The organism is Parabacteroides sp. AF39-10AC (genome assembly GCF_003635405.1).
In the GTDB taxonomy this organism is placed as follows: Bacteria; Bacteroidota; Bacteroidia; order Bacteroidales; family Tannerellaceae; genus Parabacteroides; species Parabacteroides distasonis.
Genome location: NZ_QTLP01000009.1, coordinates 124,033 through 150,118, shown reverse-complemented (window position 1 = coordinate 150,118; position 26,086 = coordinate 124,033). Strand labels below are relative to the sequence as shown.

The 26,086-nt window shown below is 44.4% G+C and carries 22 protein-coding genes and 1 pseudogene; 15 read left to right on the top strand and 8 right to left on the bottom strand.

Annotated features, from left to right (window positions below; genetic code table 11):
• The first annotated feature begins 243 nt into the window (after positions 1-243).
• Both DW033_RS10425 and DW033_RS10420 read left to right on the top strand, forming a co-directional pair.
• A complete protein-coding gene (locus tag DW033_RS10425; protein ID WP_122382733.1) occupies positions 244-699 on the top strand; it encodes a hypothetical protein in 456 nt (151 codons plus the stop codon).
• Between the two features lie 696 nt (positions 700-1,395).
• Positions 1,396-2,298: a YitT family protein gene (locus DW033_RS10420; RefSeq protein ID WP_122382732.1), complete on the top strand. Its 903-nt coding sequence runs from the start codon at positions 1,396-1,398 to the stop codon at positions 2,296-2,298.
• Between the two features lie 39 nt (positions 2,299-2,337).
• Here DW033_RS10420 and DW033_RS10415 read toward each other — a convergent pair whose 3' ends face one another.
• From DW033_RS10415 to DW033_RS10405, 3 genes are all read right to left on the bottom strand, one after another.
• The gene (locus tag DW033_RS10415) at positions 2,338-5,160 is read right to left on the bottom strand and encodes a pitrilysin family protein (RefSeq protein WP_122382731.1); all 2,823 of its coding nucleotides are present in this window, start codon (positions 5,158-5,160) and stop codon (positions 2,338-2,340) included.
• A gap of 132 nt (positions 5,161-5,292) precedes the next feature.
• The gene (locus DW033_RS10410; RefSeq protein ID WP_057317236.1) at positions 5,293-5,517 is read right to left on the bottom strand and encodes a (4Fe-4S)-binding protein; all 225 of its coding nucleotides are present in this window, start codon (positions 5,515-5,517) and stop codon (positions 5,293-5,295) included.
• Between the two features lie 18 nt (positions 5,518-5,535).
• Positions 5,536-5,835 carry a GNAT family N-acetyltransferase gene (locus DW033_RS10405; RefSeq protein WP_036614495.1) on the bottom strand — a complete coding sequence of 100 codons (300 nt, stop codon included), beginning with the start codon at positions 5,833-5,835 and terminating at the stop codon, positions 5,536-5,538.
• Positions 5,836-6,030: 195 nt separating this feature from the next.
• Here DW033_RS10405 and DW033_RS10400 point away from each other — a divergent pair, with 195 nt between their 5' ends.
• The 9 genes from DW033_RS10400 (at position 6,031) to DW033_RS10360 (ending at position 16,024) form a co-directional block, all read left to right on the top strand.
• Complete coding sequence (locus DW033_RS10400) at positions 6,031-9,288, top strand: DUF2723 domain-containing protein (protein WP_008773141.1); 3,258 nt, start codon at positions 6,031-6,033, stop codon at positions 9,286-9,288.
• Between the two features lie 6 nt (positions 9,289-9,294).
• Positions 9,295-9,906 (top strand): polysaccharide deacetylase family protein, encoded by a 612-nt coding sequence (locus tag DW033_RS10395; RefSeq protein WP_005860262.1) that lies wholly within the window; start codon positions 9,295-9,297, stop codon positions 9,904-9,906.
• Positions 9,906-10,823, top strand: a complete 918-nt coding sequence (queG, locus tag DW033_RS10390; RefSeq protein ID WP_008778979.1) for a tRNA epoxyqueuosine(34) reductase QueG — start codon at positions 9,906-9,908, stop codon at positions 10,821-10,823. Before DW033_RS10395 ends, queG begins: the two co-directional genes overlap by 1 nt.
• A 6-nt stretch (positions 10,824-10,829) precedes the next feature.
• On the top strand, positions 10,830-12,119 hold the full coding sequence (locus DW033_RS10385; RefSeq protein ID WP_008778980.1) for a S28 family serine protease: 1,290 nt from the start codon (positions 10,830-10,832) through the stop codon (positions 12,117-12,119).
• 139 nt (positions 12,120-12,258) lie between these two features.
• Complete coding sequence (locus tag DW033_RS10380) at positions 12,259-13,077, top strand: FkbM family methyltransferase (protein WP_227154383.1); 819 nt, start codon at positions 12,259-12,261, stop codon at positions 13,075-13,077.
• A gap of 70 nt (positions 13,078-13,147) precedes the next feature.
• On the top strand, positions 13,148-14,032 hold the full coding sequence (locus DW033_RS10375) for a metal ABC transporter solute-binding protein, Zn/Mn family (protein ID WP_121960713.1): 885 nt from the start codon (positions 13,148-13,150) through the stop codon (positions 14,030-14,032).
• The gene (locus DW033_RS10370; RefSeq protein ID WP_048926974.1) at positions 14,016-14,777 is read left to right on the top strand and encodes a metal ABC transporter ATP-binding protein; all 762 of its coding nucleotides are present in this window, start codon (positions 14,016-14,018) and stop codon (positions 14,775-14,777) included. The genes DW033_RS10375 and DW033_RS10370 overlap by 17 nt, the downstream gene beginning before the upstream one ends.
• Positions 14,778-14,804: 27 nt before the next feature.
• A complete protein-coding gene (locus DW033_RS10365) occupies positions 14,805-15,011 on the top strand; it encodes a hypothetical protein (protein WP_005860253.1) in 207 nt (68 codons plus the stop codon).
• Positions 15,008-16,024, top strand: a complete 1,017-nt coding sequence (locus DW033_RS10360; RefSeq protein WP_005863616.1) for an NAD(P)-dependent oxidoreductase — start codon at positions 15,008-15,010, stop codon at positions 16,022-16,024. Before DW033_RS10365 ends, DW033_RS10360 begins: the two co-directional genes overlap by 4 nt.
• Positions 16,025-16,027: 3 nt before the next feature.
• On the opposite strand, the gene DW033_RS10355 is transcribed toward DW033_RS10360, so the two are convergent.
• From DW033_RS10355 to DW033_RS10330, 5 genes are all read right to left on the bottom strand, one after another.
• Positions 16,028-16,828, bottom strand: coding sequence for a head GIN domain-containing protein (locus DW033_RS10355; RefSeq protein ID WP_048926975.1), 801 nt, complete (start codon positions 16,826-16,828; stop codon positions 16,028-16,030).
• On the bottom strand, positions 16,825-17,613 hold the full coding sequence (locus DW033_RS10350; RefSeq protein WP_048926976.1) for a head GIN domain-containing protein: 789 nt from the start codon (positions 17,611-17,613) through the stop codon (positions 16,825-16,827). Before DW033_RS10350 ends, DW033_RS10355 begins: the two co-directional genes overlap by 4 nt.
• Before the next feature lie 152 nt (positions 17,614-17,765).
• On the bottom strand, positions 17,766-18,590 hold the full coding sequence (locus tag DW033_RS10340) for a head GIN domain-containing protein (RefSeq protein WP_022193049.1): 825 nt from the start codon (positions 18,588-18,590) through the stop codon (positions 17,766-17,768).
• A 20-nt stretch (positions 18,591-18,610) separates the two neighbouring features.
• Positions 18,611-19,420, bottom strand: coding sequence for a head GIN domain-containing protein (locus DW033_RS10335; protein WP_008773133.1), 810 nt, complete (start codon positions 19,418-19,420; stop codon positions 18,611-18,613).
• Positions 19,421-19,507: 87 nt separating this feature from the next.
• Complete coding sequence (locus DW033_RS10330; RefSeq protein ID WP_122382730.1) at positions 19,508-21,712, bottom strand: alpha/beta hydrolase; 2,205 nt, start codon at positions 21,710-21,712, stop codon at positions 19,508-19,510.
• Positions 21,713-21,817: 105 nt separating this feature from the next.
• Between DW033_RS10330 and DW033_RS10325 the strand changes: the two genes are divergently transcribed.
• The 4 genes and pseudogenes from DW033_RS10325 (at position 21,818) to DW033_RS10310 (ending at position 26,061) form a co-directional block, all read left to right on the top strand.
• On the top strand, positions 21,818-22,297 hold the full coding sequence (locus tag DW033_RS10325; protein WP_005860241.1) for a pyridoxamine 5'-phosphate oxidase family protein: 480 nt from the start codon (positions 21,818-21,820) through the stop codon (positions 22,295-22,297).
• A gap of 13 nt (positions 22,298-22,310) precedes the next feature.
• Positions 22,311-23,519 carry a hypothetical protein gene (locus tag DW033_RS10320; protein ID WP_034531731.1) on the top strand — a complete coding sequence of 403 codons (1,209 nt, stop codon included), beginning with the start codon at positions 22,311-22,313 and terminating at the stop codon, positions 23,517-23,519.
• A gap of 460 nt (positions 23,520-23,979) precedes the next feature.
• Positions 23,980-25,069: pseudogene (locus DW033_RS10315) on the top strand (6-bladed beta-propeller).
• Positions 25,066-26,061 carry a hypothetical protein gene (locus tag DW033_RS10310; protein WP_036614523.1) on the top strand — a complete coding sequence of 332 codons (996 nt, stop codon included), beginning with the start codon at positions 25,066-25,068 and terminating at the stop codon, positions 26,059-26,061. The pseudogene DW033_RS10315 and the gene DW033_RS10310 overlap by 4 nt, the downstream one beginning before the upstream one ends.
• The last annotated feature ends 25 nt before the right edge of the window (positions 26,062-26,086 follow it).

Sequence of the window (26,086 nt, the reverse complement as noted above, 5' to 3'; positions counted from 1 at the left end):
TCTATAGGTTGGATATCCGGAAAAAGAAGTATATTTGCAATGCTAAACATTTTAAAACCAGAAAGCAGAGTAGAATACCTGCTTCTATTCGGTTGCAGGCATTTTTTTGCCTGTAACCGATCCGATATGACGGTTCCGTACCCCCGTGGAGTGCATTAATGTGCCTCCAGCTTTCTGGTAAAGTGTTTAGCAACGGGTCAGGCGGGACCGTTCTTTTTTCCGCCTGCTTAATGCTAATATATTATGGAAGTGGAAAACATTTATCCCGTAACTGAACCTGTCGGTTCAGAGCAAGAAGCTCCGGTTTCGAACATGGAAATGTTGAGTGATGTATTTTTTAAGGAAGAGGCACGACGCTTGAAAGAGGCGTGCCGTTTTGAGAAAGATGAGGATGATTTTGATTATCTGAACCATCAGTTGCAAAGCGTGAAAAATCTATTGGTAGGTCTAAAACTGCCGTGGATACAAATAGCACCAATTTTGTACAGATGTATGGCCGTTTATCTGCAGCGTCCCGATCAACATGTAAGTAATATGAAAGTTCGCTACCTGTCAACGCAATTGATGGATGGGGTTTTGCTTTTATCCCAGAACGGACGGCTCATCAATGATTTGCTCATGTTTTTCGACCGCCAGCTTAAGGATATTCAACGCTTGCGGGAAGAGAAGTGTGAGGAAATGGAGAATGTGAGATTGTAAGTCTATATTTGCAGCTCATACATACTTGGTTGTAGAGACGGGGCACGCCCCGTCTCTACAATTGGATGAAAGGGCTTATGCGTGTTCCGGTTAGAATATCAATGTGACAATTTGTAAACTGAAGTCCTTGAGAATCGATTATTTCGGGCCAAAGTACGTCTCGCTCCTAAAAACGAAAGAAAAAAACAGCAATCGTCTATCCGCTAGTGACTTGTTGAAAAACGGCCTTTTATTCTAGCGAAATTAATTCATCCTATCTCATATCTTATGCCTTATGGTCCAGTCGTTAGGGGGTAACAATGCCCATTATAAGGTAGTCATATCGCCCATTATGACCATATGTGTAGCCTATCGTGACTATATGTGTGGGTTTACGCCTGTACAGGCGTGGGTGAACGGGACTATATGTGTAATCTAACGAGGGTATTCTTATCGAAAAACGGGTCTTTTTGTGTGGAAAAGGCGTATAAATGCCTGCTTTCTCCTTCATGTTCTCGTTTATAGAGCTTTTCTAAATAAAGGTGATGTTATATAAAAGGGGTTATTACTGATAAATAGTTAACATTCCTTGGCTTTTGCTTACGTCTCTGTAAATAGGGGAAAGTGAACCATTATATTTCCGGCTAAATATAAGGTGAAGCATTTCCTATCAATAACTTTCATTACCTTTGCGCCCGCTAAAAATAAACAAATGAGATGAAATCTACTTTATCAATTTCTTCCTTATCCAGACAAGTCCTGTTTCGGGAGACACGGGACTATTTAATGATCGCTCTTGGGATGATCCTTTACGGTATCGGATGGACCGTTTTCCTTTTGCCGAATGACATTACGACAGGTGGAGTGCCGGGTATCGCTTCCATTGTTTTCTGGGCTACGGGATTTCCCGTTCAGTACACTTACTTCCTCATTAATGCCGTCTTGCTGATGCTTGCCTTGAAAATATTAGGTTTTAAGTTCAGTATCAAGACGATCTTCGCCGTGTTTACGCTTACTTTTTTCTTGTCCCTTATCCAGGAGCTGACAGCCGGGATGCATTTATTACAAGATCAACCGTTTATGGCATGTGTGCTGGGAGCCTCTTTCTGCGGAAGTGGTATCGGTATCGCTTTTTCCTCGAACGGTAGTACGGGTGGAACGGATATTATTGCCGCTATCATCAATAAATACCGGGATATAACGCTGGGACGGGTCATGATGATCTGCGATATGATTATTATCACCTCCAGTTATTTCGTGCTAAAGGATTGGGAGAAAGTGGTATATGGTTTCGTAACGTTATATGTTTGTAGTTTCGTGCTGGATCAGATCGTGAACAGTGCCCGCCAGTCCGTGCAATTCTTTATCATCTCGAAGAAGTATCAAGAGATTGGTAAGGAGATTAATGCGTTGCACCGAGGGGTTACGGTGATCGATGCTACCGGGTTATATACGGGGCAAGAACAGAAGATGATGTTCGTGCTCGCTAAAAAACGGCAATCCACTACGATTTTCCGTATCATTAATGATATTGATCCGACCGCCTTTGTATCCCAAAGCGCCGTAATCGGGGTTTATGGGGAAGGATTCGATCATTTTAAACTAAAGAAATCAAAGTAGAGACGGGGCACGCCCCGTCTCATCCTCTCAAAATAGTAACTAGGGTTGCATGATAACTTCTACCCGGTTACCCTGTCCCAAAAGCTTTTGGGCGAATGCCTTTATCTTCTCGGGAGTCAACGCCTTAACAATCGACTCATAATCCGTATCGGTATCAAATCCTTTATAATAATAATCATCCAATACGTTCAACCAATAGCTGTTCTCCTGCAAGACTTCCGCATGACGTTTCAGCAGGTTATCCTGTGTTTTCTTGAAATCTTCTTGACGAGGGCCTACCTCGGAAAGCCGTTTCAACTCATTGCGGACAATTGTGTTCATCTGCTCCCACTTAGCCGGGTCCGTATCGAAGAATATCTGTAATGTCGTTCTTCCTTCCGGGAAAGGTGAGATTCTAGCGGATACACCGACGCCATACGTTCCTCCTTCTTTCTCGCGTACCTTCTCGTAATATACCAAGTCCATAACTTGTTTCAATGCGGTAGCGGTGATGATATTCTCCAGATTGTACTCCATCTGTCCGGTATAGAGGTTGGCTACCGTTACTTTCGGGATTTCCATGGAGCGGTTGAATCGATTCATATAGTCTCCCTTACGCGTCGATGGAACCTCCGCCGGATTTCCCTTCTCAATTTTTCCTTGAGATGGCAATGTCGCTAAATACTGCTCTATATACGGACGGATACTATCGATCTGGATATTACCTACAAACGTGAATACGAAACCGGAAGCATCCGAGAAGCGTTCCTTGCGCATCTCCATGATACGAGGATAACTGATATGTTCGAAATCTTGTGGACGAAGACGTGACGCACGAGGATTATCTCCGTAAACCGCTTTAGACAAAGAGTCGCTGAAAGCGACCATGGGATTTAACTCCATATTCTGCAATTGCGCTTTTGTCCGTGTCTCGAAAGATGCGTAGGCCTCCTCGTCCATGCGGGGAGCCGTGAAGCTAAGGTAAATTAACTCGAATAAGGTTCGCAAATCGGAAGGAGCGGCCATTCCGTTCACGTTCTCACTATCTTGACTGAGCGATAGGGCGCAAGATACCTTCTTTCCGGCCAGACGCTTACTTAGATCCGTGGCGGAGAAATTACCCAATCCACCGATCTCGATCACGTCATTGAAAACTTTTAAGTTATCAATATCCTTCGTGCCGAATAAAGTGCTTCCTCCCGGGCTGGTAGCGGTCATGATGATCTCGTCCTTCTTGAATTCGGTAGGCTTCAATACCACCTTGATACCATTGCTTAAGGTAAATACTGTCGCTCCGAAGTGCTGGCCGGTCTTTGTCTCCGTGATCTGGCCCGGGGTCGGCAAGGTCGGGACTAAAGGCTCGTTGGAGACAGTTTCCTTATAAGGCTCTACCGGCATCTGTCGTGCTTTGAGGAACGTACGGAGCAGGTTCTCCTCGGTCGGGTATTTTATACCTTCTTTATCCGGTCCGGTTAACCCGATCACGATATTATCCTCTCCGATCATATCTTGGATATATTGGTTGACTTGCTCTACCGGGATATTCTGGGCGATCTGGTTCAATAGCGTGTATTCCATCTCAATGCCCGGGATATAACCGCCGTTGGTGAAATGGTTCACGTATTCACGGACATAAGCGTCGTTCTTTTGGTTATTCCGCTCGTTGTAAGCGGACTCGTATTGTTTCAACACGTTGATGCGTGCCCGTTCATACTCGGATGGCGTAAAGCCATATTGTTTTACCCGTTGAGTCTCTTTGACAAGCGTGGTCAGTGTGGAATCGATCTCGCCTTCCTTGGCAAGAGCGGCTACGGTCCATGCTCCCTTGCTTTTCGCGATCATGAAATTATCATCGTCGTAGGCTTCCGCATAGATAAACGGAGGATTCGCTTGATGCAAGATGTCATCGAAACGCTCGTCCATGATCGACGCGCATATTTGCTGGATATAGTCCTTTACCAATCCGGCAATCGTACGATTCAAGTCGTTGGGCAATTTATCGTGTTTATAGAAGATATAAAGGATCGTATTGGATGCCTCCTTGTCTTTGGCGATCGAGATCAGAGGTAGATCATTGTCGGGAACCGATACTTGTTCCCGTTTTGCCGGGTTGACCGGGGCAGGGACATCGGCGAACATCTTTTTGATCGTTGCCTCCACTTGATCTACATTTACGTCTCCCACGATGATAATCGCTTGCAAGTCCGGACGATACCATTTTTTGTAGTAAGCCCGCAACTCGTCCGGCTTGAAGTTCTCGATCACGTCGATCGAACCGATCGGCATCCGGTTCGCGTAACGGCTTCCCGGGTACATCTTGGGTAGTTGCTGCTCCCATAGACGAGTCTGGGCATCCTGTCGGGTACGCCATTCCTCACGGATGACCCCACGTTCTTTCTGGATAGCCGAGTCGGTCAAGGCTAGGAACCCGGACCAATCGTGAAGGATCAATAAGCAAGAATCAACCACGCCGCTTTTGTTGACAGGGGCGTTGGTAATCATGTAGACGGTCTCATCAAAGGAGGTATAGGCGTTGAAGTTTTCCCCGCTGCGCATACCTACACTCTCGATATATTCGTCCATCCCGTTATTCGGGAAGTTCCTACTGCCGTCGAAAGCCATATGTTCCAAGAAGTGAGCCAAACCTCGTTGATTCTCTTCCTCTAAGATGGAGCCTACGTTTTGGGCGATGTAAAAGTCTGCCCGGTCTTTGGGCTGATCGTTGTGACGGATGTAGTAGGTCAATCCGTTACTCAATTTCCCGTATCGAACCTTTGGGTCGATCGGAAGTGGTTCGGGTTCCTGCATCTCTTGTGCCATCACTTGTGTGAAAGCGACGAAACAAAGCAGGATTGCCGTTAAGATAGAATGTCTTTTTATCATATTTGTTTCATTGATAGTGAATCTAGATCACAAAACTAGCAAAAAATCATAGAAAGAGGCCCTTATGGCGAAAAAAGGAGTATCCGATGCGGAATACTCCTTTCTATCAAGATGAAACAAGCGGGGGGTGCCTCATTTCACCTCTTTATTCATTCGGTATGTCAACGCGCCAGACGGACATTGCTTGATTTGGGCAATTAATTCCGCGGTTGTTGCGTTCTCTATCTGTATCCAGGGCCTCTCCTTCGGCTTATAGACATCGGGAAGAGTCTTTACACAGATACCGGCATGTTGACATAACTCCGGTTGCCAGATAATGGTGAGTTCACCATTCGTATATTCGATCTTCTTTCCCATATAATTTTGTTATAAATATTAAACATGTATACCTCTCATTACGATGCGTTTCCAATCCGGATGCTTCTGGATATATCCAGCTACGAACGGACATAACGGAACGAGACGTAAGTCTTTCTTTTCGATATCCAAGAGCACTTTCTCCACCAATTGGCTACCAATTCCTTTACCTCCAAGCTCCATGGGAACCTCAGTGTGGGTGAGATAAATTACCCCATCCTTATTTTTTATATACTCTATTCTGGGAACGTATCGCTCTATATGAAATTCATATTGGTGGCGTTCTTCATTATCAATTAGTTCATAATTTTCTTTCATCTCCCTATAATTTTAATACTCAACTATTCTATTAACACTTGAGTGATAAGGTTTGTTTAATATAATTCTAATCTATTCTATATAATTTATAGGGGAATGGAACGTTAGGTATTAAACGTAAATGATTACCTTTGCGGCCGACTGCCCGTGTGGGTATGCAAGTAGAAACAATTAATTATCACACTTATACAAAGTATGGGAAAGTACAAACTAATCAACAACGTGTTGGGGTGGGTCGTTTTTTTGATCGCTTCTACCGTTTATCTGATGACAATGGAACCCACCGCCAGTTTCTGGGATTGTGGTGAGTTTATCTCTTCGGCATACAAATTGGAAGTAGGCCATCCGCCCGGAGCTCCTTTCTTCATGTTAACAGCCAATTTATTTACGCAGTTCGCCTCGGACCCTTCCAAGGTGGCGGTAATGGTCAATACGATGTCCGCCCTTTTTAGCGGCCTGACGATCTTATTCCTTTTCTGGAGTATTACTCATTTAGCTCGTAAGATTATCGTGGAAGACGATAAGATGATGTGTCTGGGACAGATGATTACGATCATGGGTTGTGGTTTGGTAGGTTCTTTGGCTTATACGTTTAGCGATACATTCTGGTTTAGCGCCGTGGAGGGCGAGGTATATGCTTATTCTTCCTTGTTTACCGCCTTGGTATTCTGGTTGATCTTGAAATGGGAAGAAGCCGCCGATCGTCCGCATGCCGATCGTTGGATCGTGCTGATCGCTTATTTGATGGGTCTGAGTATCGGTGTCCATTTGCTGAACTTATTGTGTATCCCGGCTATCGTGTTGGTATATTATTATAAGAAATTCCCGAATCCTACGATGAAGGGTACGCTGATCGCTTTATTGGTGTCGTTCGCTATCGTGGGCTTGATGATGTATGGTGTCGTACAAGGCTTGGTTGAGGTTTGCGGTTATTTCGAGCTGTTGTTTGTCAATACGTTCGGTATGCCGTATAACTCGGGTGTATATGCGTTCGTGATTATCTTGGCGGCTTCCTTGATCTGGGCGATCTGGGAGACGATGCAAGACGAGATCCATCCGGTGCGGATGAAGATATCCTTTATCCTCTCGATCGTATTGTTGGGTATTCCGTTTATCGGTAGCGGTTACGTGATCGCCGTGATCCTCACGGCGGCCTTGACGGCTTATTTGTTCATGAGCAAGAAGGTAAATATCAAGATGCTGAATACGATCTTGGTCTGCTTGATGGTAATCGTAGTGGGTTATTCATCCTATGCCTTGACATTGATCCGTGCGACAGCCGATACGCCTATGAACCAAAACGCTCCGCAAGATATCTTTACCTTGCGTACTTATTTGGCTCGCGAGCAATACGGTAAGACTCCGTTGATCTACGGTCAGACCTATGTCTCTGAGGTGAAGCGTGAGAACCAAGGCGGTACTTGCGTACCTGTATCGAAAGAGGGTGAGCCGACTTGGAGCCGTGTCATTAAGAAAGATAAAAACGAGAAGGATCATTATTATATCTCTCGTTACGATACGGAATACGAATACGTGGATGAGTTGAGTATGCTTTTCCCCCGTATGTATAGTAGCGACGGACGTCATGTGGCTGCTTATAAGGAGTGGGCACAAGTGAAAGGTACACCGGTGAAGTTCAACCGTTGCGGTGAGATGGTGACGGTGATGAAACCTACATTTGCCGAGAATTTGCGTTATTTCTTCGCTTATCAGCTGAATTTCATGTACTGGCGTTATTTCATGTGGAACTTCTCCGGACGGCAGAACGATATACAAGGTAACGGTGAGGTCTCGAATGGTAACTGGATAACCGGTATTCCGTTTATTGATGAGGCTTTAGTGGGCCCGCAAGAGGATATGCCGTTCGATATTATCAACAATAAGGGGCATAACGTATATTATATGTTACCGCTTCTATTGGGTATCTTGGGGCTTCTATTCCAAGCTTATGCCGGAAAGAAGGGCATTCAGGGATTCTGGATCACGTTCTTCTTGTTCTTTATGACGGGTATCGCGATCGTGCTTTACTTGAACCAGACGCCGTATCAACCTCGTGAGCGAGACTATGCGTATGCCGGATCATTCTATGCGTTCTGTATATGGATCGGTTTCGGTGTGGCGGCCTTGGCGAAAGGATTGCAGAAGTATGGCAAGTTATCTCCGGTGATAGCGGGTTCTGTCGCTACGGTACTGTGCTTGTTGGTTCCTATCCAGATGGGTGCGCAGAACTGGGACGACCATGATCGCTCGAACCGTTATGTTTGCCGTGATTTTGGTGCGAACTATTTGGAATCTTGCGAGCCGAACGCTGTCATATTTACGAATGGTGATAATGACACGTTCCCGTTGTGGTACGCACAGGAGGTGGAAGGTATCCGTACGGATGTACGTGTATGTAATACGAGCTATTTGCAAACCGACTGGTATATCAACCAAATGAAGAAGCAAGCGTACGAGTCCGATCCGCTTCCAATCTCTTGGCAACCGGAGGATTATGTGCAAGGTACTCGTGATGCCGCTTATGTATTCCCGATGACGGATAAGTCGATCGATCTGAAGACCGCTCTTGATTTCGTTCGTAGCAACGATCCGAAGTTTAAGAAGATCCCGGGTATCAATCAAGAATTAGATTATATTCCTGCGCAGACATTGACGATGGGGGTAGATTCCGCTGCGGTTATGGCTGCCGGCGTGATCGATACCGCTAACTTGCCGTATTTGCAGAAAGAGATGAAGATTGACTTGAAAGGCAAGGATGTCTTGGGTAAGCAAGAGTTGATTATCTTGGATATGTTGCAGACGAATGACTGGAACCGTCCGATCTATTACGCGATTACCGTAAGCCCGGATCAGTTCGTGAAATTGGATCCGTACTTCCAGCAGACCGGTATGGCTTATCAGATCGTTCCGATGGAGACACAGGGAACTGTTCGTTCGATCAATACGGAGAAGATGTATGACAACGTGATGAATAAGTTCAAATGGGGTGGTGTCAATACGCCGGGTGTGTACTTGGATGAGAATGTAATGCGGATGTGCAAGAGCTATCGTATCGCGTTGTTCAGTAAGTTGGCTGCCGCTTTGGTCGCTGAGGGCAAGAATGAGAAAGCACTGAACGTATTGGATAAGGCGATGGAAGTATTGCCTCCCGAGAATGTTCCGTTGGATTATAGCGCTCTTTCTTTAGGTGAGCTGTATTACGAGTTGGGCCAGAAGGAGAAGGCGGAGATGGTTTATAAAGGTATAGCGGACAATGCGTTGCGCAGTATAAACTGGTATTTCCGTTTGCGTCCGGGGCAATTATCATCTGTCGAGAGTGATTTAGGTCATAACTTGGCGGTTCTCCAAGAGGTATTGCGTGTAAGCAAACAATACAATCCGGAGTTCGCTAAGCCTTATCAAGAGGAATTTGATAATTACCGTATGGCGTACGGATCAGTGGCAAAAGACTAACAAAGTATGTTTATAGAACAACCGCCTTGGTTTTACAGGGCACTGTTCCCGGGGGTAACTTGGCGAATACCGGCAGAGAAGAAGTGTGTGTATCTCACCTTCGACGACGGCCCGATTCCCGAGGTTACCCCTTGGGTTTTAGATATATTGGATACGTATGGGATCAAGGCTACCTTTTTTATGGTAGGGGATAATGTACGTAAGCATCCCGAGGTCTTCCAGATGGTGATAGATCGTGGGCACCGTGTCGGTAACCATACGTTCAACCATATCCAAGGTATCAAGTTCTGGACGAAGAATTATTTGGCGAATGTGGAGAAGGCAGCCGAATATATTCCCAGCAATTTATTTCGGCCTCCTCATGGGCATATGCGTTTTCCGCAGGTAGTATGGCTTCGCCGTCATTATCATATCGTGATGTGGGACGTGGTCACCCGTGACTATAGCCCTCATATGACTCCGAACGGTGTCTTCAACGTGGTAAAGAACTATACCCGTAATGGTTCTGTTATCGTCTTCCACGATTCCTTGAAAGCCGAGCGCAATATGCGTGAGGCAATGCCCCGGGCTGTCGAATGGCTCTTAAAAGAAGGCTACGAGTTTAAAGTTTTTGAATAATGGGTATCTCCCAGTTTATAAAAGATAAAGCTATGGAATTAGGCTTTTCCGCTTGCGGTATCGCTGAAGTAGCGAAGGCCGGGAGCGAGGAGGCTTATTTTGACCAATGGATCGCGGAAGGCTACCATGCTGGAATGAAATACATGGAGAATCATCGGGAAATTCGTCTCAATCCGGATGGCTTGGTGGAAGGTGCCAAATCAGTTATCTCAGTAGCCTTGAATTATTATCCGAAAGTTCTCCGGAATCCGGCGGAACCTTATATCTCGTATTATGCGTATGGAGAAGATTATCACGGGGTCGTAAAGGATAAACTTCGCCAATTATGGAAAGCGATAACCGAGCATCATCCCTCCAACAATGAGGCCCGTGTATTCACGGACTCCGCCCCTCTGTTAGAACGTTATTGGGCTTGGAAAGCCGGTTTAGGATGGATCGGAAAGAATACGAATCTAATCATCCCGGGCAAAGGCTCTTTCTTTTTCCTTGGGGAGATCGTGACAACTTTGGTAGTCGATACCTATGATTCCCCCAAAAAGAATCACTGCGGTTCCTGCATCCGCTGTTTGAACGCTTGTCCTACCGGAGCCTTGGAAGGGCCGAAACGTTTGAATGCCCGTAAATGTATCTCTTATCTTACGATCGAGCATCGTGGAGAAATCCCTGTTGAGCAAGCCGTCCTTTTAGGTAACCGTATCTATGGATGCGACACCTGCCAAGCCGTTTGTCCTTGGAACCGCTTCGCTATGCCTACGGCAGTAGCAGCCTTTCATCCCACCCCTTCTTTGCTCTCCCTTAAAAAAGACGACCTCAAGGCATTGAGCCGTGAGGATTATAATCGTATCTTTGCACATTCGGCGGTGAAACGCGCCAAATATGAGGGATTATTACGAACAATACAATATCTAAAAGACTAAATTACCATGAGAAGAACATTTAACTTCTTGCTTCTTTTCTTCCTGTCGGTGATGACGGTAATGGCCGCTCCCGGAGATTTACAAGAGAAGCTTGCCTCCCTAAAAGGAATTAGTGGCATTGAAAAACTTCAATCCGATTATTATCCGGAGAAATATGTAGTACGTATTACTCAGCAGGTCGATCCAAAAGACCCCGCCGCCGGAACATTTACGCAACGGGTTATCGTAGGCCATGTAGGTTATGATCGTCCTACCATTATGGTGACCGAAGGATATGGAGCGGCTTATGCGCTCAATCCGAAATATCAGGAAGAACTATCTAAACTATTGAACGCGAACTTAGTGTTTGTGGAGTACCGTTATTTCTTGGAGTCGACGCCGGAACCTAAAAACTGGGATTATCTGACCGCCGAGAACTCTGCGTACGATTTACATAACGTCCGCAATACATTCAAGCAGATCTATCCGGAAAAATGGATCAGTACCGGTATCAGTAAGGGGGGACAGACTACAATGCTTTACCGTGCCTTTTTCCCGGACGACGTGGATTTCTCCGTTCCTTATGTCGGTCCGTTATGTAAAGGCGTAGAGGATGGCCGCCACGAACCTTTCTTACGTAAGGTAGGTACGAAAGCGGAACGCAAGAAGATACAGGATTTTCAATTGGAAGTCTTGAAACGTAAGTCCGATATGCTCCCTTTATTGGAGAGCTATTGTAAGAATAAGAACTTGACATTCCGTATCCCGATGCCCGAGGTATTGGATTATTGCGTACTGGAATATTCATTCGCTCTTTGGCAGTGGGGAACTTCGATAAGTACGATCCCTTCCAAGTCTGCCGACGATCAGGCGCTCTTCGATCATTTGATGGAAATCAGCGGTCCTGATTACTTCGCCGAGAACCAGCCGAATATCTCTTTCTTCGTACAAGCCGCCCGTGAGCTCGGTTATTATGGCTATGACGTAAAACCTTTCAAGAAATACCTTACGATCGATAGCGCCCACGGATACTTGAACCGTATCATGCTTCCCGAGGAACTGGTCGGTAAAGTAGACTTCCGTCCGGCTCTGTACCACAAGATCTATAACTTCTTGAAAGACAACGATCCGAAAATGATCTTCATCTATGGCGAGATCGACCCGTGGAGCGCAGCCATGGTTCCCGCTTTCAAAGGCAAGAAGAACGAGCAAATCTATATCCAGCCCCGAGGTAGCCATCGTGCCCGTATCGGCAATATGCCGGAGGATATGAAGGAGCGGATCCTTACACAGATGAATAAATGGCTGGCCGAGTAAAAATAGAGTAGCCTATTTTTTCCCTATAAATCCCCGTATTATTACTTATCGGTTGTAATACGGGGATTTGTTATGTATATTAAGATATTTCTCGTATATTACGCCCTATTAAAAACTAGATGAAATGTTTACCGGTTCGATGATGAAGTTGAAAAGCATATTATATGGGACGTTACCTTTTTACTATACCAAGGTGTTTGAGCCCTCTTCTCCTAAATTAGCGTATTATGATTATTTTCGAAAAAGAGGATATACACGTTATCCTTATGATTTCGCTGCGGAATATCTGGAGATGTCGATTGCCGTTCAGTGGGATAAGGAGAAAGAATTGCCTTATGTGATGCACCGGGGAAGTAAACGATTATATTTTCCGAGAGAGTATAGCACATCTAAGATCGAGAAATGCTATCGGGCTTTGTTGATCGAGCAAGACGTGAGGCATCCCCATCATTATGCGGATTCCGTGGAGGAGTTTAGGGGAAAGACACTCTTGGATATTGGTTCCGCTGAGGGATTTACCGCTCTGGATACCATCGAGGTTACCCGTTTTGTTTATCTTTTTGAATATGAGGATAAATGGATCGAGGCGCTTCAGGCTACTTTTGAGCCGTGGAAAGAGAAAACGATGATCGTAAAGAAATATATCAGCGATCATGACGATGACGTTAATGCTGCTTTGGATAATTTCTTGAAAGACAAGTCTCGAAAAGATATCTTCTTAAAAATGGATATAGAAGGTGCGGAATGTATGGCTTTACAGGGCTGTATGGAATTATTCGCGAAAGCGGATCACTTGGATTTCGCGATCTGTACGTATCATAAAGAAACTGATGTCGTCCAAATCCCGGCTTTTCTGGACCGGTTTAACTGTTCCTATTCATTTACCGATGGCTATATGTTCGTAAAACATAGTTTACGCAAATGCCTTGTCCGGGGAAGTTGTCAAGCTAGTTCCTGATAACTTTGAATCGTCTCCTTGCTGCCTTATTACCCGATATTCGTTACCTTTGCGAAAATATATATGTGGTATGAAAGAATTTAAGGTATTGATATCGGCTCTTTTCGTCTTGATACTTATGGCCTGCGGCGATAAGCGGACAGATGAGAGGATCGTCAGCGTGACGATTGAGCCGCAACGGTATTTTGCGGAGAAGATAGCCGGAGATAAATTTAAGATTAATTGTGTGGTTCCGGCGGGGCAAAGTCCGGAGACGTATGATCCTACGCCCCAGCAAATGGTGCAGGTGGGTAAAAGCCAAGGTTATTTAAGGATCGGATCGATCGGGTTCGAACAGGCTTGGATGGATAATATCCGGAATAATAATCCGGGACTCAAGGTTTTTGACCTGTCCGAAGGAATTGATTTACTTAAAAGCCCCGAGGAAGAAGAGGAACATGATCACCACCACCATCATCATCCCGGAGGCGTCGATCCGCATACGTGGAGCTCTATCTCTGGAGCGAAGGTGATCGCCAAGAACACTTTGGATGCCTTTGTGTCTTTGGACCCGGAGAATAAGGAATATTACCAAGCGAATTATGAACAACTGACGAAAGAAATCGGAGAAACGGAAAAGACCGTTTCCAGTTTGTTACATTCTCTTGACAATAAGACATTTATTATTTACCATCCGGCCCTGACCTATTTGGCCAACGAATATGGCTTGACCCAGCTTTGCATCGAGATGGACGGAAAAGAACCGTCTCCCGCACAATTAAAGGAACTGGTCGAGACCGCACGGGAACATAATGCGAAAGTCGTGTTTATCCAACGGGAGTTTGACCAGAAGAACGCCGAGTTGATCGCGAAAGAAACAGGTTGCCGTCTGATCCCGATCAATCCGCTGGATTACGATTGGGGTAAGGAAATGATTCATATCGCAAAATCGTTAGTCGATGGACAAGCTGATTGAGTTGAGAGAGGTTACCGCCGGATACGGTAATAAGATCGCCTTACGTAACGTAACGCTGGATGTGTGGAAAAATGATTTCTTGGGAATTATCGGACCGAATGGCGGCGGGAAAACGACGCTTTTAAAGGTGATACTAGGTCTATTGCCTCCTATTTCCGGAACGATTCGTTTTTACGATGAAAATGTAGAGGTTCCTTCCTTGAAGATCGGTTATCTACCCCAAATGAGCCAGATCGATAAGAAGTTTCCGATCTCGGTACGGGAAGTGATCTCTTCCGGTTTATCCGCGGAGAAACCTTTGTTCCGTCCATTCAATAGATCCCAGAGAGAGCGTGTAGACGAGGTGATCGTACAGATGGGATTGGAGGAGTTGGCGGGCAGGGCCATCGGTGAGCTTTCCGGCGGCCAGTTGCAGCGGGTCTTATTGGGGCGTTCTATTGTCTCCCGTCCGCAGGTATTGATCTTGGATGAGCCTAATTCGTATGTGGATAAACGATTCGAGTCTCGTTTTTATCAGCTCTTGGAAGAGATCAATAAAGAGAGCGCTATCATCTTGGTTTCCCATGATATCGGTACGGTTTTGACGATGGTGAAAAATATCGCTTGTGTAAACGAGACTTTGCATTATCACCCGGGAGCGAATGTCTCCGAGGAATGGTTGGGCGAGAAATACGCTTGTCCGATCGAGTTGGTGGGGCATGGTGACTTGCCGCACCGAGTCTTGAGGAAACACCAACACGAATAATTCTTTTTCACGAATAACTCTATTTTTATGATACCACAAATCATTTGCTGGATAAGCTTGCCGGAGATCGGTTATATCGTAGGTATTGCCGTAATCCTGTTCGGATGTAAGGCCGTATCGCAAAACCCTTTCATCAGTAAGAAACAAAAGATTCTTTGGATGCTGACGATCCTGTTCTTGAATTGGATCGGGTTGTTGTGGTATTATTATACATTTTATATGAAAGAAAAATGAAGGACAGAAAGATATTGATAACCGGAGCGAGTGGTTTTATCGGCGGTTTCTTGGTAGAGGAGGCGCTTCGCCGTGGCTATGAGACGTGGGCGGGTATCCGTGCAGGTAGCAGTAAAGCGCATCTGCAAGATAAGCGGATTCATTTCATCGACTTGAAATATGGCGATCAGGAAGCGCTTACGGCTCAACTCTCAGACTTTGCCCGTGAGCATGGGGCATGGGATTATGTGATCCATAACGCCGGGTTGACGAAGACATTGGATAAGCGAAACTTTTTCCGTGTGAACGCCGAGAATACGCATCGATTTATCGAGGCTTTAGCCGCCGCCGGTTGCAAACCGAAGAAATTCCTCTTGATGAGCAGCCTAAGCAGCTATGGGCGAGGCGACGAGAAGACTTTCCGCCCGATACGCTTGGACGATCCGCAGCGGCCGGACACGGCTTATGGCCAAAGTAAGCTAGAGGCGGAGAACTACATCCGTAAACAAACCTATTTTCCTTACGTGATCTTGCGGCCTACAGGAGTATACGGGCCGGGAGAGAAGGATTATTTCATGGAAATACAAAGCGTAAAGTCGGGGCTCGATTTCGCCGTAGGCGCTATTCCCCAGCGAATCACGTTTATCTATGTAAAAGATTTAGCGACCGTGGCCTTCCTTTCCCTTGAGAAAGAGGAGATAAAGAACCGGCATTATTTTGTAGCCGACGGAGATGTCTACACGGATGAGTCTTTTGCCCGTATGATACAAGATATCTTAGGAAAGAAGCGGGTATTGCATGCCCGTATACCGCTGGGGTTGGTGCGTATCGCTTGCCACTGTTCAGAATGGATCGGTAAGTTGTTGAAGAAAAGTATGACGCTAAATAGTGATAAATACATCATCTTGAAGCAGCGTAACTGGATTTGCGATGTCACGCCTCTTCAAGATGATTTAGGTTTTATCCCGGCCTATCCTTTACGTAAAGGCTTGGAAGAAAGTATCGAATGGTATAAAAAGGAGGGGTGGTTGTAAGAATCACTCCACCTTCTCGATCTTACCGGAGCCCATTACCTTTTTTTGGATATCTTGGGGATCTCCTTTGTATTTTACGGAACCGCTACCGGCTATCTCTGCCTTGATTTTGTTTACGACAGAGGCTTCTATGTCTCCACTACCGGCAATCTTGCACTCAAGCTCATCCATGTTACAATCGAAAGCACGTACTGTACCGCTACCGGCGATCGAGAATTCAGCTATGCCTACGGTTCCCCCTAGAACGATCGTGTTAGACCCGGCCATATCCCCGTTTAATTCCTCACAATACACTTTATGGCCAACGAAATCTCCGCTACCGGCGATCTCTATCTTTAGGTTTGTAAAAGAGGCCGTGTCGTGGAATTGGATAATCCCGCTACCGGCTAATCCTGCCTCGAACTCCTCGGCTTGTAGAGGGGAATTTATATTTACATGGGTACTGCCTGCCGCCGCTAGTTTCTTTAGATTGCGGGAGTTGGCCGTAACCATGAACTCGGTCGGACGGAAATTCGTATGTTTCCTGAATTCTTTTTTCGGACGGATCTTAAGCTTATGGTTCTCTACATTAAACTCATATTTCTCGAAGATATTCCGGTCTGTCTTTATTTCCAAACCTTCAGGAGCTTCGGATTGCGTGTAATTCACGACCATGCCTCCTCCCTCTAACTCAAGACAGTCATACTCGGAAACCGGGATGTTTTCCGTGGTGATATTGCCGTCTCCTTTTATGGTTTGTGTAGGGATACAGCCTGTCGTAGAAAAGATCACCAGCAGACATAGGTATATAATTCTTGTTTTCATTCTTTTACTTCTTCTACGGTACCTTTACCGATTATTCTCTGTTGAACTGCTGTCGGGCCTTTATAACGGATATTTCCTTTACCGATTACGTTGGCCTTTAAATTATCGGTAGCATGTACTTCCGCTAAGCCATTGCCTGTTACTTTGCAACTTAGCAGAGGAACCGCTAACCCAAAAGCGTGTATATCACCACTGCTGACGATACTGTAGTCTCCTTCTTTTGCGTTACCTTTCTTGATTGTTATAGAGCCGGAGCCATCGATATCACATTCGATCTTGTCGGCTTCCAGATGATTGACAACCATATTTGCGCTACCGGATACATTCAAATCCAGTTTACCGACCGTAACTGTCTCTTTCAGTTGCACCAAGCTATTGGCGTTCGCCTTAATAACGGTCTCGTCTCCGGTAAGCGGACTGTTTACCATGAAGTTGGCATTTCCGGAAACTTTTGCGGCGGCAAGCCATTTAGAATTCGTCTTTACGATAAACTTCGTGAAATGATCTACCTTCGCTCCTTTGAAAGCGATGGTTAAGACACGATCCTTCACCTCGATATTGACATAGGGATGAAGATTCTGGTCTACGGTAACCTCCACGGTGGAAGGATCATCGGATTGCTCGTAATTGAAATCAATTACGCCATCCACCTTAATCTCGTTATAATCGGCGACAGAAATCTTTTTCGAGGTCAATTTACCATCGCCTTTTACATGATCTGCGGCCCAACCGGTAGTGACCCATCCTAGGAAAAATACCATTAATAAGATAGCCTTTGTTTTCATAAGTATCGTTTTTTGTGATTCTACTTTTTAATTTAGACTCTATAAATAAAGAGTTGGTTACAAAAATAGCAAGAAAAAGCTACCGGATATCACATCGAGTAGCTTTTTTAAATTTGATAATGTGTGTATTTTAAAATAATGTGTGTGTTCGATCAATTCGCACCTTGGATGGAGCCAGAGCCGGACTTTGATTTATGCACGCTCGCTGGGCCTTTATAGCGGATGTCTCCACTGCCCGAAACCGATAGGTTCATGTTATCTTTGGCATAAACACGGGCATCTCCGCTACCGCTTACCGAGCAACTCAAATCATTGACAGATAAGTCGTATGCTTTTATATCTCCACTGCCCGATACGGAATAGCGGGCCTCGTCCGCCTTACCTTTCAAGGTGATGTCTCCGGAGCCTGAAACCTTGCTGGTAAGATTCTTGCAGTCCAAATCTTCAAAAACCAGATCGCCGGAGCCGGATACCGAGAACTCACCTAATCGTAATTTCACGTTATGTGGGAACTTTACGTCGCTGGAGCCGGAAATCTTGATTTCCAGTTGATCCTCGGAAAAAGCGTTCTGCGCCTCAAAATCCATCGGGCCGGAAGTCTTTAAGTATTTCAGAGTCTTCGAGCTTCCTTCGATTACATACTGGGTCGGTTTGATACGGGTCCCGTCTTGTATGCGGATAGCTAACCGTCCGTTATTGGATTTGATCGAGAGGAGTGGGAATAGATTCTCGTCGATCGTAATTTTCAAGGAAGCGCTTCGTCCATGCGTATATTTGAATACCGGGAATTTCTTGTTGCTTCTATTTCCCCAAAAATTATTGCCGGAATATTCGATATTTCCACCCAGTTCGATCTCGCTATAGTTATCTACCGATATCTCTTTCGTAATTATATTCCCATTTCCTTCTACTTTACTAGCCTCTGCCATGAAGGCACAAAAGATGAGGGCTATTACCGCTACTAATTTTGTTTTCATCGTTCGTATGTATTAAATGTTTATTTGACTTTGTTGATCGAGCCGGAGCCCATGATAGACTTACTGATCTCCGGATCTCCTTTATAATGGATCTCGCCACTACCTACGATATTAGCATCCAAGATTTGCGTGGCATATACGCTGATCTCGCCGCTGCTGGCGATATTACACTCTGCTTTACGTGCTTGGCAGTCAAAGGCTTTAATCTCACCACTTCCCGCTACATTGAATGAGGCACGATCTACGGTTCCTATTACCTCGATTTCCCCGCTGCTGGCGAGGCTGCAAGATAGGTTGTCCAGCTGTATATCCTTGGCGATGATATTTCCGCTACCGGCCATGTTACATTCAAGCTTGTAACCTTTTACGGGGCCTCTCAACTCAACGTTTCCACTACCGGCCATATTGATCTCCATCCGGTTTACTTTCGTCGGTTTGCTGATAATGAAACTGCCGGAACCTACCGTATTCAACTCTTTTAGTTCCTTGGAGTTGGATTTTATCTTGTAGACGGTCGGCCTCAAGTCGTAGGAGTTATTATTAAAACCTTTCTTGATAGATTTCGGATAGATCTTTAACGTACCGCCTTCTACTTCGGTCACGAGGTAATCAAATAAGTTCTCATCGATCGTTACGGATAGATAAGGCGCTTTATCCGACTGTTCATACTCGAAATCAGCGGAGCCAACGAACGTAATCTCGTCGTAATCGCTAATCTTTATCTCCCGGGTTTCCGGATTTCCATTTCCATCGATACGTCGGTCGGCGGCGAATCCGCAAACTGCGATCATCTGTATGCAGAATATAAAAAGTGATACTCTCGTCTTCATCGTCTTTAATTTTTTAGGTTCTTTTCTTAATAGACGAGCGAGTATCTGTAAGGGTTGCAGAAATAAGGGACTTTTTTCGAATAAGGATCAATTTATTCCGATTCTATCTAAAATGATTTCCCCTTTATCCTTTTTATTGAAGATAAAGCGGATTTCCTTCAGTTGGTCGATGGATAGGCTATCTCCTTGATTGAAGGAGGATAACGGAATCTCTACATACTGTAGTACTTTCTCAGAAACCTTCTCTTTTCCCAGCGAGAGTAAAGTACTACATTTCGTTAGCTCTGGTTTTAATAACGGAGGAAGTACATAGAATGAAGAGAAATCTTTTTTTACGCTTGTTTCGCCAAACGTTAATTCAAGCGTGAAATCTACCGCATCGATTGTATCCGAGTTATTCCCGATAAAGAAGAACAGATTCTTTACCGTGTTGATATCCAAAGAGGCTAAGGCCGCTGAATCTATTTGAAGCGTATATTCGGCCTGTTGGAGGGAATTCGTATCCTTTTTCTCCCATCCTAGATAAACAGCGGAGGTTAATTGGGATGTGCTCCCATCGTCCTTCAGTATTAAGGCATCTTCTTTCCACGTTTTTAAGTTTTGCCCATGAATGCTACAGTCTTTCAATGTAGCTGTAGTTACATCCAGATCTTCTTCGTAATCGGCTATATATTTAAAACCGGAGTCTTCGTATTGGTTGAAATAATATCCTTTGGGAATGATTGTTTTCGCTAGGCGGTAATCTTTTAAGATCGATAGATTTTCTTTCTTGCCTTTTAATGAGGCGTTGAGAAATGCGGATATATAGGTTTGGGCGATCTTGCGTTGACCCTCACCGTCCATTAAAGGGGTCAGATTGAGGAGTGCCGAATAAGGGAAGGGCATATCTTTCCGCCCCCATGCGGTGTTGAATTGTCCATGATTGGCCGTATAGATATATAATACGGACTTGAAATGGAAATTCGTATCCGTGAAGTGAAGGTTGTTATATTTTCGGCTTCCTGCCATGGAAAACACATCTTGATCATACCCTCCCTGTAAAAGTAGATAATCGATATTCTCCAGCTCCAAAGGCTTATCTTTGTGCATGCTATAAAATGCGGTTGGAGCGATCTCTACGATTCCTTTGATGGAGAAATTGAAGTTGAAATCCTGATTGGCATCCTTGTAATATCTTTTTTGCTTGTTGATCACGGTCGCTAGAGGAGCGGCTTGCCCTCCTCTGGAATGTCCGACAAGCGCTATATTATCCATATCAACCGTTTGGTAAAAGGGGTTGTCTTCTTGTTGGTTCCATTCTCTCCAGCATTCCAGATGCTTTAGGATTAGCCAAGCTCTCGTGAATATCTCATTATGGCTATAATCCCCACTCCAATTGCTGTTTAGGAAATTCTCGTCTATCGAGGCGGCGATGTACCCTTTGCTTGCTAATAAAGTGGCGATATATTCGTAGCCGGGGTCTGAATATTCTTGCATAAGATGGTTACCGTGTACGAATATAACCAGCGGGAAAGGGCCTTGGCCCTCAGGATACCATACTCGTCCGTTGATCGGGTAATTGGAGGCGCCGAATCCCCAAAAGATTTCTCTTATCCAATTATCGAATCCGGAAGTCTGGTCGAAAAAGGGAGTGGCATCTACAGAGGAGGTTTTTATATCGCATGAGTTTGCGTATTCATCCCTGTTTTTATCATCCCCATTTCCATATGTCAATGTTTTTACTGTATAGGTTCCTTCGATGGTAGGATCAGGAGCGTTGAATGTAGGGGCTTTTTGGTTCCAATAATTTTCCGAGACCGGGGGCGTATGATCAAATCCTTCATTAGCCAAGAAGTAAACAACGCATGTGTTTAGCCCTAATACGATCAATATCAATGTGATTGATACTTTCTTCTTGATACCGATGTAAACAGAGTATCCTATTAAAGCACCACAAAGCAGTTCGAATCCGATAAACATCCGGATAGTATCCGGATAAGGAAGAAATCCGACTAATATATAAGTAGATAAACAGATTCCGACAAACCAAGGATTGAATAATCTTATGATCTTAAAGCCCCATGTGCTTAGTAAGGCGAGCAGGCTTGATAGAATGCCCACGGTTATCAATGCGATACTAAGATCCGCTATAGGCGATATTCCGATTTTCAGATAAGATAGGCTGATAATTACGAGGTATAAGGTAAAAGTAGCCAATGCTCCTATAGTTGCTCCTTTCCATGATTTTTGGGCGGTCTTGATCACGGTGGCTTCGCAAGCCTGTAAAAAGGAGAAGATTGTGTTTTTTGTCATTCTAATTTGATTTTTTAATTTAGACAGTGAAAGTAGAGAAGCCGTTACAAATATAAGAGGATTTTTTTTATAATTTTGTGTTTGATAAGAATCAAACAAAGGAATATGAAGACACTTATACACACGGACAAGGAACAGATCGAATCGATTATCCGTCAGAGCGATGTTTGCTTTGTGGGCATGGCGGATACAGATGGAACGCCTTATGTATTACCGATGAATTTCGGTTATAAGGATGGCGTGATTTATTTACACTCGGCGCAGGATGGACGAAGCATCTCTATATTGGAACGTAATCCGAAAGTCTGTATTACGTTTAGTATTGACCATGCCTTGGTTTTCCAGCACCCGGAGGTAGCTTGTAGCTACCGTATGCGTTCGAAGAGCGTGATCGCTTGGGGAAAGGTCGCTTACGAAGAGGATTTCGACAAGAAGGTGGAAGCCTTGGATATTATCATGAAGCAATATTCCGATAAGACTTTCCGTTATAGCGATCCGGCGGTCCGTAACGTGAAGATTTGGACGGTAGATATAGACGAGGTCAGCTGTAAGGAATTTGGCGCTCCTCATAAGAAATCTTATTAAATCAATAAATGATATGAAAAAACTACTTCTTTTATTCGTTCTATGTCTTTGTTTTCCGGTGGTTGACAAGGCTTGTACCTCCATTATAATCACTGGAAAGGCTACTCCCGATGGCCGTCCGTTGATGTGGAAACACCGGGATACCGGCGCTCCGTATAACCATATCGGTTATTTTGACGAAGGTGGCTATCGTTTTCTGGGGCTGGTAAATAGCGATGATCCGGAGGGAGCCGTGTGGACCGGAAGCAATGAGACGGGCTTCTCTATCATGAATACGGCTTCTTATAACTTGAAAGACGATGATATAAAGGAGATGGATCAAGAGGGAAACTTGATGCGAAAAGCCTTGAGAGTCTGTAAGACGGTGCAGGATTTCGAGCATTTCTTGGATACCTTGCCTCGCCCGATGCGTGTGGAGGCTAATTTCGGAGTGATCGATGCTTATGGTGGCGCGGCTTATTATGAGACGAATAATGAGCGATATTATAAGAAAGACGCGAATGATCCGAATCTGGCGCCGGAAGGTTACTTGATTTATACGAATTTCTCTTTCGAGGGGCGTACGGATGAAGGCAAAGGGTATGTACGTTATGAGAACGCGAAAAAGATCTTTAAGGAAATGCGGGACGGAGGATTTACTCCTCAGCGTATCTTTCAACAGGCTTCCCGCTCTTTTTATAATAGCTTGCTGGATATCGATTTGATGGACAAGGGACAAAGTCCGAACAATCGTACGGGTTGGTTTGTGGAGCAGGATTTCATCCCTCGTCTGGAAAGTACGGCCTCTATCGTAATCCAAGGCGTGAGATCCGGCATGAATCCGGAATTGACAACGATGTGGACTGCCTTGGGATATCCTCCTACCTCTGTCGCTATTCCTCTTTGGGTGAAAATGGGAAAGGAGCAAAGCGCTTTAGTTACTTACGACGCATCCTATAAAACAGCCCTATTAGATTGGTATTCCGTTCAATTACAGAAGAATGTCTACTCCATACATCGTGGTAACGGCCAAAAGTATTTGCATTGGCAACTGTTATGGAATGATGACCAATCTGGTTATATCCAACAGCTTCGTGCGGTAGAGAACCGGATTTTCGATTTATTCGACGCTCATAAGACGGAGTGGGAGCAAAATGGATTGGATACAAAGGAAATACAACGGCTGTATAAGGAAGTCGATAAGCTCGTAAATAAAGCCTTCTTGGGGCTTCAAAAATCATAACCATAAGGTATTTTGTTGATAGTGAAAAATACAGTAAGTATTTAAAATATACGTATTGATAATGTCTTTATAATCAGATTGATAAAAAGTTGATGATGTTTCCGGAAAAACATGTACGTGTTTTTCCGGAAACACGTACGAGAATTTGTGAAAACACGTACGTGTTTTGGGAAACAGATAATGAGGTTTTAAATGCATTTGGAAAAATGTACAATAACTATGTGGAAAATAAGCACTGTATCCCCTTCTAATTATCGAAAGTTTTTAGGGTTATATCCCAACAGGCCTTTTTCCCAGTACTACTCCTTCCTTTGTAGAATATATACTTCAAGTGCTCTAGGAGATATACTTCATAGGCCAAGGAAGTAGTACTTCTCGTGAATTCCGATTGTGCGCTTAGGAAAACTTGTGCAGTTGGCGTATTTCAAAAAGTTACGTATATTAGCGGTCTGAATCTAATATGAAAAACATGAGAAAACTATATTATTTAGTGATGATAAGTGTGGCTTCCATTTTGACCGCATGCGAGAATCGATCGGAAGAGTGGGACGTGGTGGATTTCGGAAACGATTGTGCGGTTGGCTTGCAGGAACATTTGGAATGCAGATTCATTCCTTTGGAGACGAAGGATAGCGTGCTGTTAAAAGATCTCTACCGGGTTTGCTGGGTGGACGATCGTATTTTTGTATTCGATAGAAGTGATGAGATAAATGCGCTTTTTGTATTCAGTGATCAAGGAAATTTTATTACTCGTGTAGGCTTGCGGGGACAAGGGCCGAAAGAGTATCTTTATCTAACTCACTTTTTCGTGGATGAGAAAGAGCGAATCTTGACATTGGTGGATTTTGGTGGGACGGCCTTATTGCGTTATGATCTGGATACCTATCAATATATATCCACGCAAGATGTAGCTGATTATTTTGTGGACTGCGCCCCTTTGGATAAGGAGAATTGGATTTGGTATTATCCTTTGGGATTTGCGACACCGCAAAGGGAAAACTTCTATCTGAAAGCCACGGACAGGAAAGGAGAGCAAGACGTTGCATGCCTTTGCTGGGGATTGGTATGCGCATTTCCCCTTTACCCCCGAAGTATGGAAAGTGAAGGACGGGATGTTGGAGCCTGCTTATAAAGTTCGCTTCGGAGATAAAAGTATGCCTCCTATCGAGTATGTCAAGGAGAAAGGGAGAGGCGGGAGAGATTTCTCTGGCGATCTGTTTCGCTCCGGCTATGTAAATTCTTTTGGGCTGCTGGAGACCGAACGGATCCTGCATGCGACCTATATGTGCGATAAGGTAACTTACTTCGGATTTTATGACAAGGATAGGAAAGAGGCATTCTCGTATGCGTTCCCCAACTTCATAAGGGCTACGGGGTTGACAGGCTTTTACGGTATTTGCGGAGTGTATAAAGATTATTTTATCGGGAAGATCAGTTCGACGGTGCTGTTGCGTAATCAGATACATTATGAGGATTTGAGACGGATAGCGGAGAATCGTACACAGGACGATAATCCGATCTTATGTTTATTTAAAATAGAAAGGTCATGAGAGTATTGTATGGGATTATTGTATTCTTCGCTTTGTTTCTTCTCGCTTGTTCCGATGCAGAAAGAGAAGAAAAACGGCTGGAGGGAAATTTGTTAATGAAAGGGGATTCTGGTGTATGCTATGATGGGATTGGTCTTACCGAGTCTTATTTGGTGTTGTTGGCTCGTGGGTGTGATACGATCATTCAAGTATTCGACAAAGATGATTTGTCGCACCTGCATGCGTTTGCGTTGAAAGGATATGGTGCCACTTATTTCTCTAATCCGGAGTTTATGAAGTCAAATACAAAAGAACCCGCCGGAAAGGATGAGTTCTGGATCGTGGATAACCAACTTACATTTAATAAGATGCAGGTGCTGGCGGATTCTTTGCGTTTTGATCGGAAATATATACTAATACCCGAACTTGTTCCCTCTACGCATTATAATGTCACCACGAAAGAAGTTTATGCGGTTCCGATCGTAGAGAAAAATGTTTATGGTCCTTTCTGTTATGCGAATCGGGAAGAGGGAATTTATTGGGTGGAGCCACCAAAAGTAGCAAGAACGTATCGTTCTTGTAAGCACGTCGCTTATTTGCCTAATCTTTGTGTGAATGAGCGGCAAAACAGTGTGGTTGCTGCCTTGCGTTTCTTCAACCAAATTGATTTTTACGATTTGAAGGGAACTTATCAAAGGAGCTTTACGTATGGGAAGGAGCCTATCGTGCCTTTACTGAAGAAGAATGATACCCAAGTGGATGTTCTTGGAACGACAAAATGCTTTATCGATATATTCGGTACGGATCGGTATGTGTATTGCTTGTACGATGGTTCTGTGGATTTTTCGAATTTATCCACATTGCTGGTTCTTTCTTGGGACGGCCAATTAAAGAAACGATTGAATTTTGATCGTTCAATAAAGAGGATTGCCGTAGACCCTTCCGATGGTTTTCTGGTCGCCTTGGCTCTTGATGAAAGTGGAGCATTGGATGTGGTAAAATACCTGTTGTAAATGATATTCTTGACAGGCTGAAACT

Coding starts and splice junctions, on each gene's coding strand:
- DW033_RS10375 (WP_121960713.1), top strand. CDS start 13,148: ATGAAAGAATTTAAGGTATTGATATCGGCTCTTTTCGTCTTGATACTT.
- DW033_RS10335 (WP_008773133.1), bottom strand. CDS start 19,420: ATGAAGACGAGAGTATCACTTTTTATATTCTGCATACAGATGATCGCA.
- DW033_RS10320 (WP_034531731.1), top strand. CDS start 22,311: ATGAAAAAACTACTTCTTTTATTCGTTCTATGTCTTTGTTTTCCGGTG.
- DW033_RS10425 (WP_122382733.1), top strand. CDS start 244: ATGGAAGTGGAAAACATTTATCCCGTAACTGAACCTGTCGGTTCAGAG.
- DW033_RS10400 (WP_008773141.1), top strand. CDS start 6,031: ATGGGAAAGTACAAACTAATCAACAACGTGTTGGGGTGGGTCGTTTTT.
- DW033_RS10415 (WP_122382731.1), bottom strand. CDS start 5,160: ATGATAAAAAGACATTCTATCTTAACGGCAATCCTGCTTTGTTTCGTC.
- DW033_RS10420 (WP_122382732.1), top strand. CDS start 1,396: ATGAAATCTACTTTATCAATTTCTTCCTTATCCAGACAAGTCCTGTTT.
- DW033_RS10340 (WP_022193049.1), bottom strand. CDS start 18,590: ATGAAAACAAAATTAGTAGCGGTAATAGCCCTCATCTTTTGTGCCTTC.
- DW033_RS10360 (WP_005863616.1), top strand. CDS start 15,008: ATGAAGGACAGAAAGATATTGATAACCGGAGCGAGTGGTTTTATCGGC.
- DW033_RS10405 (WP_036614495.1), bottom strand. CDS start 5,835: ATGAAAGAAAATTATGAACTAATTGATAATGAAGAACGCCACCAATAT.
- queG (WP_008778979.1), top strand. CDS start 9,906: ATGGGTATCTCCCAGTTTATAAAAGATAAAGCTATGGAATTAGGCTTT.
- DW033_RS10410 (WP_057317236.1), bottom strand. CDS start 5,517: ATGGGAAAGAAGATCGAATATACGAATGGTGAACTCACCATTATCTGG.
- DW033_RS10330 (WP_122382730.1), bottom strand. CDS start 21,712: ATGACAAAAAACACAATCTTCTCCTTTTTACAGGCTTGCGAAGCCACC.
- DW033_RS10310 (WP_036614523.1), top strand. CDS start 25,066: ATGAGAGTATTGTATGGGATTATTGTATTCTTCGCTTTGTTTCTTCTC.
- DW033_RS10395 (WP_005860262.1), top strand. CDS start 9,295: ATGTTTATAGAACAACCGCCTTGGTTTTACAGGGCACTGTTCCCGGGG.
- DW033_RS10370 (WP_048926974.1), top strand. CDS start 14,016: ATGGACAAGCTGATTGAGTTGAGAGAGGTTACCGCCGGATACGGTAAT.
- DW033_RS10380 (WP_227154383.1), top strand. CDS start 12,259: ATGATGAAGTTGAAAAGCATATTATATGGGACGTTACCTTTTTACTAT.
- DW033_RS10355 (WP_048926975.1), bottom strand. CDS start 16,828: ATGAAAACAAGAATTATATACCTATGTCTGCTGGTGATCTTTTCTACG.
- DW033_RS10385 (WP_008778980.1), top strand. CDS start 10,830: ATGAGAAGAACATTTAACTTCTTGCTTCTTTTCTTCCTGTCGGTGATG.
- DW033_RS10350 (WP_048926976.1), bottom strand. CDS start 17,613: ATGAAAACAAAGGCTATCTTATTAATGGTATTTTTCCTAGGATGGGTC.
- DW033_RS10365 (WP_005860253.1), top strand. CDS start 14,805: ATGATACCACAAATCATTTGCTGGATAAGCTTGCCGGAGATCGGTTAT.
- DW033_RS10325 (WP_005860241.1), top strand. CDS start 21,818: ATGAAGACACTTATACACACGGACAAGGAACAGATCGAATCGATTATC.